The organism is Pseudoalteromonas luteoviolacea (assembly GCF_018100925.1).
Taxonomy (GTDB): Bacteria; Pseudomonadota; Gammaproteobacteria; order Enterobacterales; family Alteromonadaceae; genus Pseudoalteromonas; species Pseudoalteromonas obscura.
On the sequence record NZ_JAGJEH010000019.1, the window covers coordinates 1 to 16,904 of the forward strand.

Annotated in this window: 16 protein-coding genes; 2 read left to right on the forward strand and 14 right to left on the reverse strand. The window is 43.0% G+C overall.

Features of this window, described 5'->3' with window-relative positions:
* From mobF to J8M00_RS25845, 3 genes are all read right to left on the reverse strand, one after another.
* Positions 1-5,773, reverse strand: a 5,773-nt coding sequence (gene mobF / locus J8M00_RS25835; RefSeq protein ID WP_211013268.1) for a MobF family relaxase, incomplete at its 3' end; no start/stop codon positions are given.
* Complete coding sequence (locus J8M00_RS25840) at positions 5,773-7,881, reverse strand: type IV secretion system DNA-binding domain-containing protein (protein WP_211013269.1); 2,109 nt, start codon at positions 7,879-7,881, stop codon at positions 5,773-5,775. The genes mobF and J8M00_RS25840, both read right to left, overlap by 1 nt.
* The gene (locus tag J8M00_RS25845) at positions 7,881-8,177 is read right to left on the reverse strand and encodes a hypothetical protein (protein ID WP_211013270.1); all 297 of its coding nucleotides are present in this window, start codon (positions 8,175-8,177) and stop codon (positions 7,881-7,883) included. Before J8M00_RS25845 ends, J8M00_RS25840 begins: the two co-directional genes overlap by 1 nt.
* A 375-nt stretch (positions 8,178-8,552) precedes the next feature.
* On the opposite strand from J8M00_RS25845, the gene J8M00_RS25850 reads away from it, so the two are divergent.
* Positions 8,553-8,855 (forward strand): hypothetical protein, encoded by a 303-nt coding sequence (locus J8M00_RS25850; RefSeq protein WP_211013271.1) that lies wholly within the window; start codon positions 8,553-8,555, stop codon positions 8,853-8,855.
* A gap of 39 nt (positions 8,856-8,894) precedes the next feature.
* On the opposite strand, the gene J8M00_RS25855 is transcribed toward J8M00_RS25850, so the two are convergent.
* The 9 genes from J8M00_RS25855 to J8M00_RS25895 all read right to left on the reverse strand — a co-directional run bounded on the left by J8M00_RS25855 (position 8,895) and on the right by J8M00_RS25895 (position 15,132).
* Positions 8,895-9,143 carry a hypothetical protein gene (locus J8M00_RS25855; RefSeq protein ID WP_211013272.1) on the reverse strand — a complete coding sequence of 83 codons (249 nt, stop codon included), beginning with the start codon at positions 9,141-9,143 and terminating at the stop codon, positions 8,895-8,897.
* A gap of 38 nt (positions 9,144-9,181) precedes the next feature.
* On the reverse strand, positions 9,182-9,496 hold the full coding sequence (locus J8M00_RS25860; protein ID WP_211013273.1) for a hypothetical protein: 315 nt from the start codon (positions 9,494-9,496) through the stop codon (positions 9,182-9,184).
* On the reverse strand, positions 9,493-9,645 hold the full coding sequence (locus J8M00_RS25865; protein ID WP_211013274.1) for a hypothetical protein: 153 nt from the start codon (positions 9,643-9,645) through the stop codon (positions 9,493-9,495). Before J8M00_RS25865 ends, J8M00_RS25860 begins: the two co-directional genes overlap by 4 nt.
* Positions 9,646-10,144: 499 nt before the next feature.
* On the reverse strand, positions 10,145-10,597 hold the full coding sequence (locus tag J8M00_RS25870; RefSeq protein WP_211013275.1) for a hypothetical protein: 453 nt from the start codon (positions 10,595-10,597) through the stop codon (positions 10,145-10,147).
* A 61-nt stretch (positions 10,598-10,658) separates the two neighbouring features.
* Complete coding sequence (locus J8M00_RS25875; RefSeq protein WP_211013276.1) at positions 10,659-11,246, reverse strand: class I SAM-dependent methyltransferase; 588 nt, start codon at positions 11,244-11,246, stop codon at positions 10,659-10,661.
* Positions 11,246-12,667, reverse strand: coding sequence for a DUF3560 domain-containing protein (locus J8M00_RS25880; protein ID WP_211013277.1), 1,422 nt, complete (start codon positions 12,665-12,667; stop codon positions 11,246-11,248). The genes J8M00_RS25875 and J8M00_RS25880 overlap by 1 nt, the downstream gene beginning before the upstream one ends.
* 441 nt (positions 12,668-13,108) lie before the next feature.
* Positions 13,109-13,285 carry a hypothetical protein gene (locus J8M00_RS25885; RefSeq protein ID WP_211013278.1) on the reverse strand — a complete coding sequence of 59 codons (177 nt, stop codon included), beginning with the start codon at positions 13,283-13,285 and terminating at the stop codon, positions 13,109-13,111.
* Positions 13,278-13,460, reverse strand: coding sequence for a hypothetical protein (locus tag J8M00_RS25890; RefSeq protein WP_211013279.1), 183 nt, complete (start codon positions 13,458-13,460; stop codon positions 13,278-13,280). The genes J8M00_RS25885 and J8M00_RS25890 overlap by 8 nt, the downstream gene beginning before the upstream one ends.
* 139 nt (positions 13,461-13,599) lie before the next feature.
* The gene (locus J8M00_RS25895) at positions 13,600-15,132 is read right to left on the reverse strand and encodes a DNA cytosine methyltransferase (protein ID WP_211013280.1); all 1,533 of its coding nucleotides are present in this window, start codon (positions 15,130-15,132) and stop codon (positions 13,600-13,602) included.
* A 257-nt stretch (positions 15,133-15,389) separates the two neighbouring features.
* On the opposite strand from J8M00_RS25895, the gene J8M00_RS25900 reads away from it, so the two are divergent.
* Entirely contained in the window at positions 15,390-15,803 is a 414-nt protein-coding gene (locus tag J8M00_RS25900; protein ID WP_211013281.1) for a LexA family protein, read from the forward strand.
* 115 nt (positions 15,804-15,918) lie between these two features.
* Here J8M00_RS25900 and J8M00_RS25905 read toward each other — a convergent pair whose 3' ends face one another.
* The gene (locus J8M00_RS25905) at positions 15,919-16,296 is read right to left on the reverse strand and encodes a hypothetical protein (RefSeq protein ID WP_211013282.1); all 378 of its coding nucleotides are present in this window, start codon (positions 16,294-16,296) and stop codon (positions 15,919-15,921) included.
* A gap of 87 nt (positions 16,297-16,383) precedes the next feature.
* A complete protein-coding gene (locus J8M00_RS25910; protein ID WP_211013283.1) occupies positions 16,384-16,740 on the reverse strand; it encodes a hypothetical protein in 357 nt (118 codons plus the stop codon).
* Between the last annotated feature and the right edge of the window lie 164 nt (positions 16,741-16,904).

Genomic DNA, 16,904 nt, shown 5'->3' on the forward strand with positions numbered 1-16,904 from the left:
CATTGACCGTTTCAAGTCTCACATGGTCGTTTCTGACCTCTGTAACTTTGCAATATTCACCTTGTTTCACACCGAGACTAGCGTAATCTCTGTTAAATCGTACCTGCATGTTAGGCTTGTAAAACATTGCCAAGCCTCGTTGTTCCTTGGATAAATTTGCGTTCTCAAGTACTCCAACGTTAACACCATTATGAAGTAGGCCTTCGGCCTTTAAACCTGTACGCAACAAGTCTGTGATTTCGGCTCTGGCTTTATTGCTGGCAGCGACAATCATAAGCTCATGACGCTTTTGGGGAGGTACCTTCAAGTAATCCTCAACGACTCGCTGATGTCGTTCCTCGCTATTGGGGATTTCATGAATATCCCCTTTTAAATTGTCTAATGCTTTAGCTGCGTACCCAGAAAATGCACTTTGCCATGCCAAGCTATTCGTTTGACTTTTATTAGCCGCATTGACATATAAATTCTTTGATTTCAGTTTATTGTTTAACAGTTGTTGAAACGGCATCCCCTGCCCGACTGACGGATTTTGTTTAATATCACCTGTCAGCAAAATACGCGCGCCAGTTTGGCGGCTCAAGGTTAACAAGTCCGTCATTTCTTTTGTGCTGATCATGCCACTGCCTTTTAATAGCCATAGGTGGCCTGAAAGGTTGGGTTTACGCCTCTTATTATTGAGTGACATAAGCAAAGATTGGATATTTTTGGTATCCACACCCAGTTCCTCTTGTAGCTGCTCTGTCATCTGAGTTCTTGGTGATAAACCAGTCACTTTAAGTTCTCGTTTTTGCGCGGCTTCAGTAAATGCTTTAAGCACATCCGTCAGCTGCTCAGAGTCATTCCCCTGGAGAGCCATTACGGTATCTTTGTTCGTCAACAGATGGACCAGAGCGGCCTCTTGTTCATTATTAAAACCATAAGCTTCAGATACAGTATTAATTTGACTTGCACTGCCAATACTGCGTTCACTCCCGATACCCTTTTTAAAGACATCTATCATATATTGTTCACGTCTGAAGGCATCATGTGTTGTAATTACCGTTTCGTGCTTTGCTCCATCACGAGAAAGATTAGATTCAATCAATTCACCAGATTGCAGCTGGCGAGCGATTTCAGTGTTAAGTTGATCAGGAGGTAACCCTGAGAAAGTAATCGCTGTCTTTAATAATTCTGTTCGTTTAAAAAGAGATTCGTTGTTATATAAATGTGCACAGGCCATCTCTATAGCTCTCTTTGCAGTAAGGCCTGAGTGAATGCTGATGTTAGAATGTGAAGCTTTCTGGCTTCTTTGTGACTCGGTTAAGGTTCCAACAGGTTGCTCAATTCCAATACTTTGCAATGAAGATGCTTTGCTATCGGTTCGTCTATCAATGGCATCTAAAGCACTTGTCTTGTTATCTACAAAAACCGTCACGGACCCAGATGTTGAAGCCAATAAACTATTTAGGGTTTTTTGGGACACTTGATGATCTCTATATGCTTCAAACGTAGTGCTTGCAGACTTATGCGTACCTGAAATAACATCATAGTGAGTGCCAGTATAAGCATATGTAAAATGTCTATGAGCAGGTTCATTCAAGTCAAGTAAGTGTTTAGTCGTGCCACTCTGTATAGTCATCTGCTTTTCGTTGATGTCAACGACGGTAAAAATTTCACCCGAAACAATTTCCTTTTGTCTATCTGTAACTTTTGCTCGAATACGCTCACCTTTAGCCACATTTGTTTGCTGTTCGGTATATGTCGATATGCCGGATGATACAAGTGATTCTAGCTCAGAAGAAGACAGGGTTTTTCGAGCACCTTGGTATCCTATAACCAGCTCACCCACCGAACGGCTTATTACTGAGTAATAATGGTTTTTTTTTAAACCAAGTGCATTATCGTCATTGTGAAGTTTAATCATCATTCCTGGAGCATAACGTAATGGTTCGGACATTTCTTGGGTCGTCAAAGCTGTTCTCGCAAGCAAAGCTATACTGTGTGAATCAGACTGGATGTCTCCACGCTGTATCAATGACTGCCTGATGAGGTTATTTGCTATTTCACGTTCTTTTTTATTCGGTACCCAGAATATATGCGACAATCGCTCTTCATTGGAAAGTGCACTGTAGTGTTCAACAGCTGCTTCAAGACGCTTTGATCTTTCACTGAGTTGAGATGCATTGGTGATAGTATTTTTGATAGAGTGGTTGCTTTTAATAGTCCCTTTACCACCGGTCAGATCTAGATGACCGATACCGGATTGGAGTAGTTGTTCAAATGGTTTCCCCTGATTGATACCACTAATCTCTTTAGGATCACCAGTCAAAATTACACGACTGCCAACCCGCCTGGCCGACTGCATTAGCTGATCGACTTCATTTGAACTGAGTAAATTAGCCTGATCAACGAGCCAAATATCCAATTCCATCTTTTGGGTAGCTTGACGTTGTTTTTGACCATATATAAAACCGGACACCGTATGTGCTATGAGTGGTGTGTTTCTATCCAGATTATCTGCTTGTTTCGCACTTGAGGTTAGCGTTTTAACATTAAACCCATGGCGTTCTGCTGCTTTGTGGATGTGCGTTAGCATAGTAACTTGCTCTTCTCGCCCTGATACTGAAACAGCAGAGAACCTATCAGTTGAAGTAAGCGCGAACAGAGCCTCAGGATGGCTTGGTGGAACAATAGCTGATGAAGCAACTGAACTTTTCGATACAATAGGGTGGACGGCATTAATTCCTTCTTTCGCATAGTGATGATACCGCCATTCTTTTACTACTGATTCTCCTGTCGTAAAAGCAGCTGTCCCACCAAGCTTTTCAGGTAACTGCGCAGGGATAAGATCTTTTGAACCAACTAACCTATCAATGATTTCGTTTATGGTATCTATGTTCACAGTACTTTTTGCATGCTTTGATACGGCTTTCAGTAGCCTATTTCGAGTAAACACCGCTTCATTAGTGTTGATTTCTTTAATGACGTCTTTGACAGCTTTTTCAAGATCAGTGAAGTGAGGTACAGCTGTGGTGCCTTCTACAGTCGGTCGATTCATCGAACCGTACTGATATCCAATCCCTTCTAGTGCGCTGCTCTTTTCCCCCGTTCGCTTTTGAACCTGCTTTGCAAGAGATACAGCATCATCTGTGTATATAGTCGCATCGTATTCAGCTCTGGACAATGCAACATATAGAGACCTTTGGTTAACGAGATTTTTTCTTTTTGAATCAAGTTGTGTTACGACTTTTTTGTAAGTATCCCCTTGTGCTGCATGCACCGTACTTGCGTATTCAAATTCAAAGTGTTTGTATCTATCTTGATTCACATCGAAACGAATACTACGTCCATCCATGAGCTGTATTTGTACTTTGGTACCATCAATATCAGTGACTTTAGCAATATCGGCATTTTTCAGACCTGCTTCATCATGTTTATCTCGCCAACGAATAAAATCCCCCTCTGCCAGTGATATATCGAGCGATGAATAGACAACCACGCTAAATTGCTCGCGCCCCCCTTGAGTATCTGGATCCCACTCGATGGTCCGCTTGCCATTACTGAGTATCAGGCGCTTCTTGTCCTGACTTAGTTTGGTTACTCGATAGTACTCATTTGCCTTGACCCCAATGTCAGAACGGTCCTTGAGAAACCGAACAACCTGCCCTGCTTGGTACATCAGCCTATCGGCTTTTTCTTCTGGTTTCATCTGTGAATTGATAAGCAAAGAAGTCTCAAGTTTATCCGGCCCAATTAAATTGGCTGCTTGTAGTTTCTTCCGGATCAATTCATTGGCACTCCGGCGTGTTTCATTATCCGGGATAAGTAGCTTCACATAGTGTGTCAAGGCATGGTCCGTACTTCCGCTTCGATTAACCCCTTCTTGAACTAAAGAAACATAGTGTTCTATGATACGCTGAGTTCTCTCTTTACTGCTCTTAACGCTCACTAGGCCAGTATCGCTAGATGAAGAACGGCCCAAAGATGATAAAGAGGCTGAAATATCACCATTGATAGCGTGTAGTACAGCATTTTTGAGATCTGGATTTTTTTGCCGTTGTACGTTAGACATTGTTTGCAAAGCAACACCTTCTTTTTGTGCTTGTTCGAAGGGTTTACCCTGCTCTACCGCCGACAGTTGATCTTTATCACCGACTAGAAGCAGTCGAGCATTCGTTTTCCGACTGAAGCCAAGTAGGTTATTAAGCTGACGACTGTTTGACATGGACGTTTCATCAATGACCCAAAGATCACCTGTCAAATCGGGTAATTCAGGTGCTTTTGACAACATTTCCAATAGAGATTCAATCGTGTTGGACTTTATATTTGCAGCTTGCTGAAGCTGTTGAGCCGCTTTGCCCGTCGGGGCATACCCTTTAACTGCATACCCTCTGTGTTCAGCGATTTCCCTGATTGAATTTAAAGCCGTCGATTTACCCACCCCTGCGTATCCTTGGATAGCAATCACCCTATCTTTAAGCCTGAGCGCTTTATAGATAGTATCAATTTGCTCTTGCTGAAGTTGCTTATCTGGCTTTGCTTCATTGTGACGCTCAATACCTTCTTTGATATCTGCCTTTCGTGCAATAGGCCCAAGCTCCCCCATACCAAAGGTCATAAGCTGTAAATTATGCTGTTCGAGGTCAATAGCTTCTCTAGTGGTATAAGCAACCTGGTTTTTGCTAGTTAGAGTATTTAACTGTGCAACTGACAGCTCCTTTTTATGTACCAGGCTATCAATAGCTTGCTCTGTTTCTTTTAAAGAGCATCGACCGTGGCCAAATTTAAATGCCTCATCAATGAGCTGCTGCCTTGAGAATACAGCTTCATTGAAAGACAAATTTCGATAAGCAAATCGAACAATCTTTTCAGCGTTGAATAAAGTCGTAGGTTCAATTATTCGCGTATTTTCTGTTGCTCGTATCCGTAGAGTTTGGTGATCAAAGCCAATATCATTTGCCTCATTATCCCATTGCTCGATCACGTGTTCAGTAGCAACATCTTTTTTTGAACTTCGCGTTTTCAAGGCTGCTTCTGCCATCTCCTTACCTCCACCCAAACCTTTTTCATCAGCATACGCTTTAATTTGTTTACGACGCTTTGAAAAATGATCCAGTGTGGATTGGTCAATGCCTTCAATCTCGAATGTGCCTTTATGTCTGTCCCAGTCAATGTTATAACCCAGTTTCTGAACCATATTTGCCAATTCAGAACGATATATCTGACCGAGTAGCATTTTGTTAGTGAACAAGGGTTTTGATTCAATTGAGCGCCACTTTTGCGCATCATCCTCTGTTGTATTAGTAATCACCGAGTGAGTGTGTAATTGAGGGTCTAATGCGCGACTTGTTGTATGCGTGAACAGTGCAGCTACAAGACGTTTAGTTGAGATTAGTTTAGTTTGTTCTTGCTGCGTTATACGACTCACAAGGAATTCTTTCTCTGCAAAATCCAAGGTTGCTTTTACTGAGTCAAAATGTGCCGCAAGTAGACGCTCATCATTACCTATAAGTGCCATCAAGGAAACAGATTTGGGTGCTGAGAAAGTGAAATCCCAACCAGGCACTCTATCTCCTGATGGCCTGGCTAGAGACTGTCCATTCGGTAAATTACCAGCAAGAATGGACTCAAAATCACCTCGCTCAACCGGCCCATGTAAGCCAAGTGATTCAGCTCCTTGTCCATGCCATTCGCTGCTGATGTCTACCCCGCTTTCACCTTTTGTGTAATAGTCGGCTTTGTCATAATACTTGCCCGCTTCAGAAGCGCTGGAGAGTTTTTTAACGCTTAACATTATTCCATCTCCATGTCATCGCCGAGATCAGCTTCATATTGTATCGGTGCTCTATCCCCTGCACTTCCACCGCTTGTTTTTGACGTGTTACCCCGCAGAAATCCGGACGCTCTGTTAGAGGATGAATCACCGGACGAACTCGTTGTATCCTCATTAGTTGAGGTTTGCTGCTCTGATTTAGAAGAGGTCGATGATGCAGGCTTTAGTTTTACATCTGTGTTTACGAGCCAGACTTCTTTTGGTGCAGGTATGTTAGTTTCGCTGCCCGACTTCTCAAAACTGCCAAAGCCAAGATAGTCTTCTTCGATGTCTTGTTTAACACTTTCATTTTCCGAATCACCAAAGGAAACTGGATCCCTTTTTTCGAAGGACGTTTCAGCGCTCACATATCCTGGCTGGACTGTATCGAAATGTTGGTAATCATCAACAAACCGACCTACAGGAAACCCACGACCGAGCTTTATATAACCCTGAAGATCAGGAAGGTTCTGAAGTTCAGTCGCCAGCACTATCGAGCGTTCTTTTTTTTGCTTTCCAAGATTTACCCCATCTCGAATTTCATTCACACCATATGAAATCCCTTCTGTCGTTTCGACGGTTTCTGCTCGGCCCAACTGCTTAGCTCCCCAATCAGCAAACGTTGGATCATTACACCGAAAAATCACAGAAGTAGAACAGCTTCCGCATAGGGCGTCTGCCCCATTCTTTCCGTAAATATCTACGAGCTGTGGATAGTTCTGAAAGCCGAGAATAAAACACCCCCCATACTTTCTGCTCTCTGCTGGTGTTGTTTGTACTGATGGTAACTTGTTGAGTGTTGGCAACTCATCAATGACTGTCCAGATCCGTCTGCTCAAGTCAGGTTCCAACGCTAAAATTGAGCTCGTAGCCAAGTCTAACCATGTGGTAATTAACGGTTTGATGGTATCGTGGATTGCTTTATTGGATGTGATAAATATCCAGCTGTCTGTCGACTCGTCTTGAACCCATTGCTTTATGGAAAAACGAGCAGCCTCACAGCCTGGGACGTACTTCAGCGCTCTCACGTAGGAAGCTACGACTCCCCTGACACTGATTGCCATTTTTTCGCCGCCTTTTGCGACAATTGCTTGTGCATCCGTACCAGCGCATAGTTCAACCAATTCGTCCAACGTTGAGTGTAATATCATATCAAGAAGATGGTCGATAGAGGGCGTCTTGCTCTTAGATTCTTTGAAGGCGAGGGACGCAAAAATTATTCGAGCAGCATTACCCCAAAATGGATCATTCGATTTTACATCAGGTATAAAAGAGTTTGCCAGATGAAAGAACTCATGCTCCTGTTTGCACTCTTCGAAAATACTCCAGTTTGCACTTCGCTGGTCCAGTGGGTTCAAAATGACATCCACTTTTGGGCGATAGAAATTTTTAACAAAATCACCGGAGCGATCATAAATAATAACGCGCATGTTGTGAGTGCGAAGAATACTAAAAATTTGCCTTAGCAAGTTGGATTTTCCTGTACCAGGGTCGCCAGCAAGCAACATGTGAGCGGGTTCAAAAGACTGGGGTAAAGTGATACCACAAATATTCAAGATACCTGCGCTTTCCTTGTTTGTTTTCAGATATGAATGGATGATTTTATTTAGTTCTTTTGTTGGTACCATACTGCCACCTCGCACATGCTGATCTTCTTTATGACCATGGCCAGTGGCATAGATAAACTTTATAAACAAAATCAATGCAACAACCCAGCAAACGGCAGCATAGACGCTCCCTTGCTCAGCAATTGACTGAATGTTATGTATTTGCCGACTGACTTCACGGTTATTGATCACATTCCCAGCTGTGGTTTGAACACGTTTTCCTGACGGAAGGTGAAATGATAATTGTGTGTCTCCAGCGCTGTATAGCTCAGCATGAAACCAGGCTTGAGAATACTCGACTGCAAGCGTTCTTTGTGCCGGTGTTGTCATTACATATAGAATGGCTAGATAACATAAAAATGCGATCATCAAACTTGCCCACGTAAATTGCTTGATCACCTGTCCAATCATTCTTAGATAGTGAATCGTTGTCTGACCACCCCGAATAAAATTTCCCATTTTATTGTTGGTAAATAGGCTCATTAATCTATCTCCAGTTGTTTGAGTAATGCGGTGTATTCTTGCTCTGCATTTTGTAAAACATCATCGCCAGCTAGCTCTCCAAGCTGATTTGTGATTGCTAAAATTTGTACGCTTAAACGTGCCAAAAGTTGCAGTCTTGCGTTTGTAGAAGTACTTTGATTTTCTTTGAGCACTTGAATGCCCAGCTCGATTAGGAATACACAAGTGTCTGTTTTTGATTTACCAGTGTTTTTCATGATGATTTCTATCTCATCATGAAGAATTTGCGGGCACCTGAATCCAAGTGGCTTAGACATATCTAACTCTCCGTATAAATAACACACAACAAATGTATATAAACATACATTAAAAATGTATGTTTATATACACAGCATGTGCAAAAAACAACTAGCACTACCTGTTTAACGCCGAACTACATATTTTTTAAGACTTGATATGTGATTTTTAGAATACTGTTTGACAGTACGGTTAAGTGGCGTTTAACACCATAAGCCTTGCATAGCAAGGCTTTGAATAAGCATTGTCAAATGCGTCAGGTGTGACGCTTTTCACGCTAAGGCGCCAGCAAAGGTACAGTTTGATTGTTATTTCACCGGGGTTTTACTTTGACATTAGTGTATAAATTCATACATCATTACTGTTGATACTTTATAGATATAATGGAGATTAGAATGAGCATTTTTAAGAAGCGACTAAAGAAGGACTATAAGGTCCAATTTAACACCACAGGAGATAAAAGAGAGAGGCTTGAAAAAGTCACTAAAAAATTGAAAGAACTGGCGCCGGAATATGATTTTGATATGAGTGGATTACTTGAAAGGGACTTTGAAGGACATCTGAGAACGGCAGAGAAAGAGATTGAGAAGATGGAGGCTGAAAGGGAAGCTGAAAAGGCAAAGTTGGCTGAACAGCCCTCACCAGGGGCCGTTTCAGGCATTATTGATAGTGTTGTCGATACAGCAGCAGAGAGTTAGTAAAAATGAGTTCTGGCCCGCATCATTTGCGGGCTAGGATTAGTGCTTTCGGGTTGTATGATTAATCAGATGGTTTCTGACAAGGTAGCTTTTTTGAATGGCTGTATGCAGGTTTTCTTCAAAGTGTTCTACGAATTCGTCGGGGTAAATTATCTGATCTCTTGATTGACCAGCGATGAGATAACCACTGACCTTGGTTTGTCCTACGTAGTGTGTTATTTCTTTGATTTCGACTTGTTCACCGATGTTGACCGTTCTAAACGGCTTCTTGCATGTAGCATAGATCATATCATTTCTCCACGTATGGCCGGAGATGGCCTTTTGTCTTATTTCCAGTAGATTTGAACGTCTTCCAGCGATGCGTTCTGTTCTGTAATTTTCTGAGCAATGTATGTTGTTATTGTTATTGATGATGCATCATGAAGTGCTTCAACATGACCCGTTTTAAACCTGCCGTATATAGTGAAAAAAAGTCCCCTTTTATCGATAGGGGCTTCCTCGCTGTCAAAGATGGGTTCGAAGTGCTCTCCGTCGTTTAGTCTGAATGTCATTACGCCGTTTACCTCAAGGTTTGAGTATAAAGAGTAATCCGGCGTGTGGCCTTCTGAATAGCAATTGAGCGGTAATTCCAGATAGTTCATAGCGCCCCCTGTGAATCAGGGTTTTGCTTTTTGGATAGTTGCACCTTGATTTTGATACGTTGTTCTTTGGATAGTAAACAGTAGTTATGACAGATACCTGAGTGATACCGTTTACATAGTCCACCACACGGTTTTTGTGCGTTATTCATAATTAGTCCTTCCCCACGTTGGATACGTTAAAAAACAAGACGGTCGGGGAATACCGATACATGTTTTTGCTCTAGTAAATATAGCAAAAAACAACACTTAAAACAACAAAAACAAAGAAAAAACGGTTATAAAATGATAAAAATATGATGGTTACAGAATCTGTAACCGGTTGGCGGAATGGATACGAATGGGATTATCAAGGGGCACCCTTGATGGTAAGCACAAGCACGCACAAAGCCCATGAAAGAAACCGTTATTGATGTGCGCGTAGAATACGATTTGGTATCATGTTTGCAACTTCGTTCTGATAAACCTGCCGTTTTTCTCGCTGTGGCTTTGCATCCGGATTGCACACGCTCACAGCAATGAATTAGCGATGCTCACCCGGATGGGCCAAGACAGCTTGCTGGCTTGGTTTTCTTGTTCTGGCGCGTGACTTGTCGCGCGCCAGGGCTTAGAAAATAGCGTAGCGACCCGCATTTTATGCGGGAAATTCCCTTACATAATATGAACATTTGCGCCTTGTATCAGGCAATGTTCAACCCCTTCGATTACGGGTGTTTTGGTTTCTCTGTCAAAGAAATACGCTTCAAAAAAGGGGTTATATGTCACCACCTTCCCCGAAAGTTCAGGCACCAGAATATCGGATGCCATGCACAAAGTGCCGATACAAAATGCATGAACATTACGTCTGCTTTCCCGCACTGCTCGTTGCTGTGAGGCCTTGCTGACCTTGAAAAATGCATCGTGAAGTTCAACCGACTTTGCATAACCGACGACCTTCCCTTTAAATGGTCCTTCGGCCGCCATCAGTGAATGAAAAGCCGGACGGTTTAAGTTCCGATACACCTTAACTATATCCCCAATTTTGATACTTCTTCTGGCTGTTCGAATATCAAATTCAGCGGTATCTGTATTGCTAAATATTGAATTGGCTTTGTCTATAAGCATGTTTTTTCCTCTCCCCACGTTGGCCGGGGAACACCTTGGCCGGGCTTTGCCCGGCCTGAAATTACTTAGATATTGATATCAGCTTGGTGTTGACCTTAGCAGTCGAAAACGCATCCGGTGGGAGATATTCAAGGACTTCAGCGCGTGGCGCTGTGAAAGTCACCGGCACCAATGCCACCATTTGGCCACCTTGAGCAAGTAATGATATTGCTGCATTCATGTGTGCGCGCACTTTTTTGAAAGGCGGATTTGTCAGAATGTAGTCAAAGCGGTCTGTCTCAGCTTGCGCCCAAGATAAAAAACAATCCTGATACAGTTTCACATCTGGAAACCGTAAACGTGAGGATTGGGCGAGTGTGTGATGTTTTTCTACGCCAATGATTTTTCCCGCCGGGTGACCTGCGTCTATTAATGCACTGATCAGGTTGCCGGTGCCGCACTGCGGTTCCAATACTTCCGCGTGTTGCGGTGCGTTGAGATAAGCGACCATACGCGCCGCCCAGTCGGGCGGCGTGACATGACATTCTGTTGCTTTGTCGACTAACAAAGGCACTGCAAGCTCGCCGGGCTGTGGCATAGCCACAACCCGGCGACGTCTGACTATCAGTCTGTCCGGTTTGTTCGGACGGCAATAGACTGACGGGTGCATTACTGAATTACCTCCGCATCACTCAAAGAGGTATAACTGTCCGAGTCAGGCGCTGGATGTGCTTTTGAATCACTTAGGAATACAGCAACCCACGGCGCAAATATCCCCCCCTCTGATGGGTCTTTGCATATCTTGAATCGGAATGTGCCACATTTCGACAGTTTCACCCCTCTATGTTCATGATAGATTTTTTTGTACTCTGCTTTGGTTAGTTCGATTTGCTCTATTTTGTATTCTGTGCCGTATGATACGTAGCTAACTGACTCTGCTTTGAAATTCAGAATTGGCGGCTTTGCGGGCTGTTTATCTGGCACTGTATAACCGGCGGTTTGCATCAAACTGCGCCAGCCTGACTCGTCTAGTTCAATCTCAGACGAATCAGAAAGGTGTAAGGGTAACGGCACCTCGCTCGATACTTTCCAGCCTGTTTCGGTCTTCTTTGCTTTAGGCTTATCAGCGCCATGTTCACGCAAAAACCCCTGCAATATTGTAGCGCTCAACTCTCCATCATAGTGAGGGACGCCGCCCAACTCGTGGCGCTCATAGCCTAAGCGGTTTAACAGGTGAATGATACAACGAGCGCGGCTTTGACTCTCTATTACTGTTGTATGCATGTTAAGGTTTTGCTCAATCGCCTGCCGTGTAGAGAGGCTCCCATCTTTTAATGCTGACCAAGTGCCATAGCCTGAAACTTGTCCAGTAGAAATAACACTCAGGCACCCGCCTGCGGTCTCTATCGTTAGGCTATCTAGCTCTGGTCCGTCGGGCTTTTCGGCCAGTGCCTGCCAGATTTCTATGCATTTATGACTGTGGTTGATTGTCCGCTGATATCCTCTAAGCTCAGCCGCCAGTTTTTTGATCCTGTTCATTCTTGTTTTTGGATTTGATTTCAAATTAGCGTAAGCTTCTACGCCTTCAGCACGATAAGCCCAGTAATTGGACGTGCGCGCCATGCCAACGGCCTTGCGCATGTTGCTTTCCATACGCTCACGGTCACGGCGTGCCCTCGCCTCAGAGTGATGACCAATTAAAATGGGCTGACCAGCCGCGAAACGCTCAGACAATCGATTTGCCGCAGCAACAAACTGGTTTGAATCCGCCATTCTATTCGATGAATAGCCATCAAATCTCGCTGCACGCTCCTGTGCACGTTCTACAAGCGATGTTTGTTCTGCGGTCACCTCTCCCGCCAAGAAAGTACAAATGTCCTCTCTGAGTGGCGTCCAGTGCGTGTAAATGAGATCCTGTTTTGGCGCATGTCTGAACCCTAATTCCTTCAACGCCAAGTATTCATCTCTTTCAAACCAATGGGACGTATAGATCCGGAGCTTGTCATCTTCGGGGCTGTATGTCGCCGTGAAATCGTCCTGATCCAGTTCCAGGTTAAAAATAAGCGTTTTTGCTTCTTGATGTTTAGTCATAAATTTTTCCTCTCCCCACGTTGATTTAAAAGAAGAGGCAGCCGGGGAATGCTGTTCACTTCCAACACCATTAATTATACAGAAACCACAAATAAAAACAACATAAAAAACAATATTTAATGTGTTTTTTTTAAATGATTTAGGGATTATTAAGGGACGTGTCCCTTAATGAAAAGCACAAGCACGCACTCAGCTATTATAGGCACACACTCGCGTGCGCGTAGCCACATCGGGGCTGACCCCCGCCCCGCCCCGCCTTGATAAGCCCTTCGAACTGTCCGCACTGATAGGGTAACAATGAGTAAAATGAGTTACAGATTCTGTAATTGAATTAGCGATGTCTACCCGAATGGGCCAAGACAGCTTGCCTGGCTTGGTTTTCTTGTTCTGGCGTGTGACTTGTCGCACGCCAGGACTTAGAAAATGACGTAGCGACCCGCATTACAATGCGGGGAATTCCCTTGAACTGCTTTTCTGCGCTAGCTTCTTTTGTAATGCTGTGTGAAGTTGTTCCACATCATTACGCATTTTTAATAACACCTCTAAATCTGAAATATTTTCGACCGTATTCAAATTATTGCGTAGCCACACGCTTTGATATAAGTACTCGTTATCCATAGTTTCCCCGACTGACTAATATTTCCAAAGGCAAAGAACCTGAGACTATCAGGCCATATGTAGCAGCAATCACAATCACAGCTGTATGTAGTAACAGAGTCAACATCCCCCATATACTGACAGAAGGGATCAAACGAAATATATTCAGAACGACCCGTTTTGTAAGTGTATACATTAATTACCTCCTTGAAATTACGATGTACAAAAACATACACTATATATTTAAATTTATACAATGCCGTAAAAATAAATGTGCACACTAAAGCAATCGAATAGCCTCCATGTACAATATCTAGCCACTCTCCTTTTCTGGATTAATACGATTTTGAAGCTAAAGAAAGTCCGACAGCAATGGGCCGAACCCAAACAGGAGTCTGTGCGATCAACTGAGTTTGCTCACTGAAATTTAGTAACAGTGTTTTACCCATCACTTCAGCGATGCCAGTTGCTGACTTTGGTGGCACCATATTTCCGATACGCTCACGCCACTGAGCATGGCTGTTACCGGCTAAGGTCAATGGAGTGTCATCGGGACTAACAAGCCCCTGTAGCGCTGCTAACTCAAGGGTCGTAAAGGGACGGTGCCAGTGACCCGATACAGACTCAATGATCGTTCTGGTTCGCAGTTCTGGCGAAGGTAAACGAGGATCAGCTACCGACCAGGCACCATTATCATGACGACAAGATGATGTAACAGCCCCACTGAAATCATCCCAGTTCAATACACCATAGTGGCGTGCTGACTGATATGCGCCACCATTAACTTTGGCCAGTTTACTGCGAACATCTGCAATAGTTTGCAGCTCGACCCCCTGCGCCTGCTCATCACGCGCTACAATTTTAAAATGAGGTAGGAATTTAGAATCGTTCAGGCGGGGGTCCGCTACAGAATAAGCACCCGTAGACGCCGAAGAGCGACCTGAAATAGCGCCCACATGTTGGTCCCAGCAGTTCACACCTAACACGGTAGAAAAACCATAGTTTTTTGGCATCAGCAAATAATCACTGAGTACACCATCTTTGACTTGCAAACGCTCGAGACTGCGCCAATCAGATCCGGGCTCGACGAACGCCAAACGTAGCCATGTTTTAAATTGTAGTTTTGCCAATGAGTGCATAGGGCCTGCACTCGGGCAACCAGGCAAAGGAAATTGTTCCAGCACCCTGCCCACGGACTGGAGCGGTCGCTTGGTTGGCTCATATAAAAAAGGAGGAACTTTTTCGACGTGTCTTGCGACCATTAAGAAACGTCGTCTACTTTGTGCAAGTCCGCCGATTTCACCGCAATCATGCGTTGTTCTTGCAACTGCGTAACCAAAGTAATTCAAAAGCGCTTCGATCCAGTCCAGTAGCGGCCCCCCTCTTGATTCAATCCTGGGGACATTTTCCATAATGATGAACTCAGGAGGATCGTCCTTAAACGCTTCCAGTGTTAAGAAGAACCCCCTGACTGTCAGTTCATTTAGGGCTTGATACTTGTCGCTATCCGCTTTGCTTTTCGCAAGTAAACCAGAAAACCCTTTACATGGGGCACTGGTAAACACAATGTTTGGACTATGGTTTTGTGCCGCACGCTGGATATCCTGGGCGGTGGCTTCACGCCAACCTGGCGGGGGCGCTTTACCATGAAAGCGCGTGTATTGCTCTTTACTAAACAGATCCATTACCGTTCCATCAACGCCTGTAAGACGAGTAAAATCAGCAATTGCGTTCGGGTCGACGTCAATACCACCAATACATTGAAAATCGGCTTCTAAACTCCCCACTCTTGCATCAGCTTGATTAAAGCCTAGCGCTCCTCCCCCACTCCCGCAGAATAGGTGAAAATGGTTCAACGTAACTTTCATTTTTAATTCCCTTGTAATTAAATAAAAACAAGGAAGATACTTCCGTGCAGGAAGTATTTTCCGCTCCCCACGTTTGAAAAAAGAGAGATGAACCGGGGAATGCCCACCTTTTTTTGATACCTACAGCATACTAAAAAACAACATTAAAAACAACATTAAAATTAATATACACAGACATAGTACATTGTTATCCACTGATTCTGTGGAAATGTGCTACCCTAAATACTGTATATTAAGACAGTAAATTAAGAGAGCATATGAAAGTAATTCCGGTTAAAGCAAGCGCAGGGATCACTGGTTTCGGTTATGGTGGTGCTGAGTACACAGAGATTGAGCAAAGTTTAGATACACTTATAATGCCAAACGCAGGCGCGTCGTTCATTGGCCGCGCATCTGGCAGCTCAATGCAAGGCGTTGGTATATTTGATGGTGACTTACTCATTATAGATCGCAGCACACGACCGGAAGAAGGTGACGTGATTGTCGCGTCATATAACCGGGAATTTGTGTGTAAGATTTTGGATTACAAAAATGGCCGGTTACTGTCTGCATCACCAGATTACCCGCCCGTTTCAATTAATCGCTACGATGATTTTAGTTTTGAGGGAGTGGTAACAAGCTCAATTCGGGTGTTCAGAGGGACTCAGGGGATTAAGTCGCGATTGAGTTAACCTCAGTTCTCGTTGCTTTTTCAAACTTTTTTAACACATATTAAGAAAGTGCCTTTAAAACAATCCCTCGATTTTAGTATGCAATAACTCATTTATGCCAAATATGGATAAATTATTATGTGAAAATCCTATAAATATATACAGGCAACACACATAAACTTAACGCTAAAACATCCAACATTATTGAAGCTGAAAAGTGTGCACCTAACTCCTTAGCTTCATTGTTATGAACGCCTTTCTTATTCGAAATTTGATTGCCTATAGCCGCACAAAATTTCGATTTTTTACTAGTAATAAAAGCCGACTTATAAAATAGCTCTAACCTCTCTTGGTTCAGAAATGAAAGAACTTTAGGTCTTAACCAGAGGAAAAGAGTAACCAAAAAAGTTAAGTTAAGAATAAAAGCAAATGCTTCCAATTGACCACTTGAAATCAAGATTGAACCACATTGAAAAACTACGTACCCAAAAAAAGTAATTGATTTTTCGCTCATAATTGTTTCCCAATCAACTATAAAAAAACCATGGTAGTTCACGGCTACGCTATCCAATAATAAAAATAGCTGTCAGCGATAGAGTGACTACTTAACAGCCCAAAACGGTTTGTAATAATATTTGTCAAAACCCATTTTTGACATAGCTTCTTGCTCTGTCAGCCCCTTTGTAACTAGTTCTTTCACGTCATGTTCGATAGACATAAGGTGTTTCTCTATTTTTTTATTAAATCGAGCGACACCAATACCCCAGATTAAAATCAAGATCATGCTAGATAGAGGATTTTGATAAAAACCTAACAATATCAGTAATACCCAAGATAGGTATAATTGCCAATCTTCTTTTTTGGCATCCCTATATAATTCTTTTTCATTCATTTTTAAACCAACAGAAGTTTTAACATAAAAAGAGTGCTTACAACCAATATGATTAGGAACACCCACTGTATACCCGCTTTTTTAGAAACTTCATATTACCTGAGGTTGCGGACTTCGCTACTAATAGAAATAGCTAATAAGCCCATTGTTTGATAGTTATCACTTATGAAATCATAGATTTGTTCCACGCTTGGAATCCTTACCATTTAGCTAGATTTACTTTAAAAAGA

What these genes read in the sequence shown, in the direction of transcription:
- J8M00_RS25840 (WP_211013269.1), bottom strand. Translation starts at nt 7,881, where the DNA reads ATGAGCCTATTTACCAACAATAAAATGGGAAATTTTATTCGGGGTGGT.
- J8M00_RS25845 (WP_211013270.1), bottom strand. Translation starts at nt 8,177, where the DNA reads ATGTCTAAGCCACTTGGATTCAGGTGCCCGCAAATTCTTCATGATGAG.
- J8M00_RS25850 (WP_211013271.1), top strand. Translation starts at nt 8,553, where the DNA reads ATGAGCATTTTTAAGAAGCGACTAAAGAAGGACTATAAGGTCCAATTT.
- J8M00_RS25855 (WP_211013272.1), bottom strand. Translation starts at nt 9,143, where the DNA reads ATGATCTATGCTACATGCAAGAAGCCGTTTAGAACGGTCAACATCGGT.
- J8M00_RS25860 (WP_211013273.1), bottom strand. Translation starts at nt 9,496, where the DNA reads ATGAACTATCTGGAATTACCGCTCAATTGCTATTCAGAAGGCCACACG.
- J8M00_RS25865 (WP_211013274.1), bottom strand. Translation starts at nt 9,645, where the DNA reads ATGAATAACGCACAAAAACCGTGTGGTGGACTATGTAAACGGTATCAC.
- J8M00_RS25870 (WP_211013275.1), bottom strand. Translation starts at nt 10,597, where the DNA reads ATGCTTATAGACAAAGCCAATTCAATATTTAGCAATACAGATACCGCT.
- J8M00_RS25875 (WP_211013276.1), bottom strand. Translation starts at nt 11,246, where the DNA reads ATGCACCCGTCAGTCTATTGCCGTCCGAACAAACCGGACAGACTGATA.
- J8M00_RS25880 (WP_211013277.1), bottom strand. Translation starts at nt 12,667, where the DNA reads ATGACTAAACATCAAGAAGCAAAAACGCTTATTTTTAACCTGGAACTG.
- J8M00_RS25885 (WP_211013278.1), bottom strand. Translation starts at nt 13,285, where the DNA reads ATGGATAACGAGTACTTATATCAAAGCGTGTGGCTACGCAATAATTTG.
- J8M00_RS25890 (WP_211013279.1), bottom strand. Translation starts at nt 13,460, where the DNA reads ATGTATACACTTACAAAACGGGTCGTTCTGAATATATTTCGTTTGATC.
- J8M00_RS25895 (WP_211013280.1), bottom strand. Translation starts at nt 15,132, where the DNA reads ATGAAAGTTACGTTGAACCATTTTCACCTATTCTGCGGGAGTGGGGGA.
- J8M00_RS25900 (WP_211013281.1), top strand. Translation starts at nt 15,390, where the DNA reads ATGAAAGTAATTCCGGTTAAAGCAAGCGCAGGGATCACTGGTTTCGGT.
- J8M00_RS25905 (WP_211013282.1), bottom strand. Translation starts at nt 16,296, where the DNA reads ATGAGCGAAAAATCAATTACTTTTTTTGGGTACGTAGTTTTTCAATGT.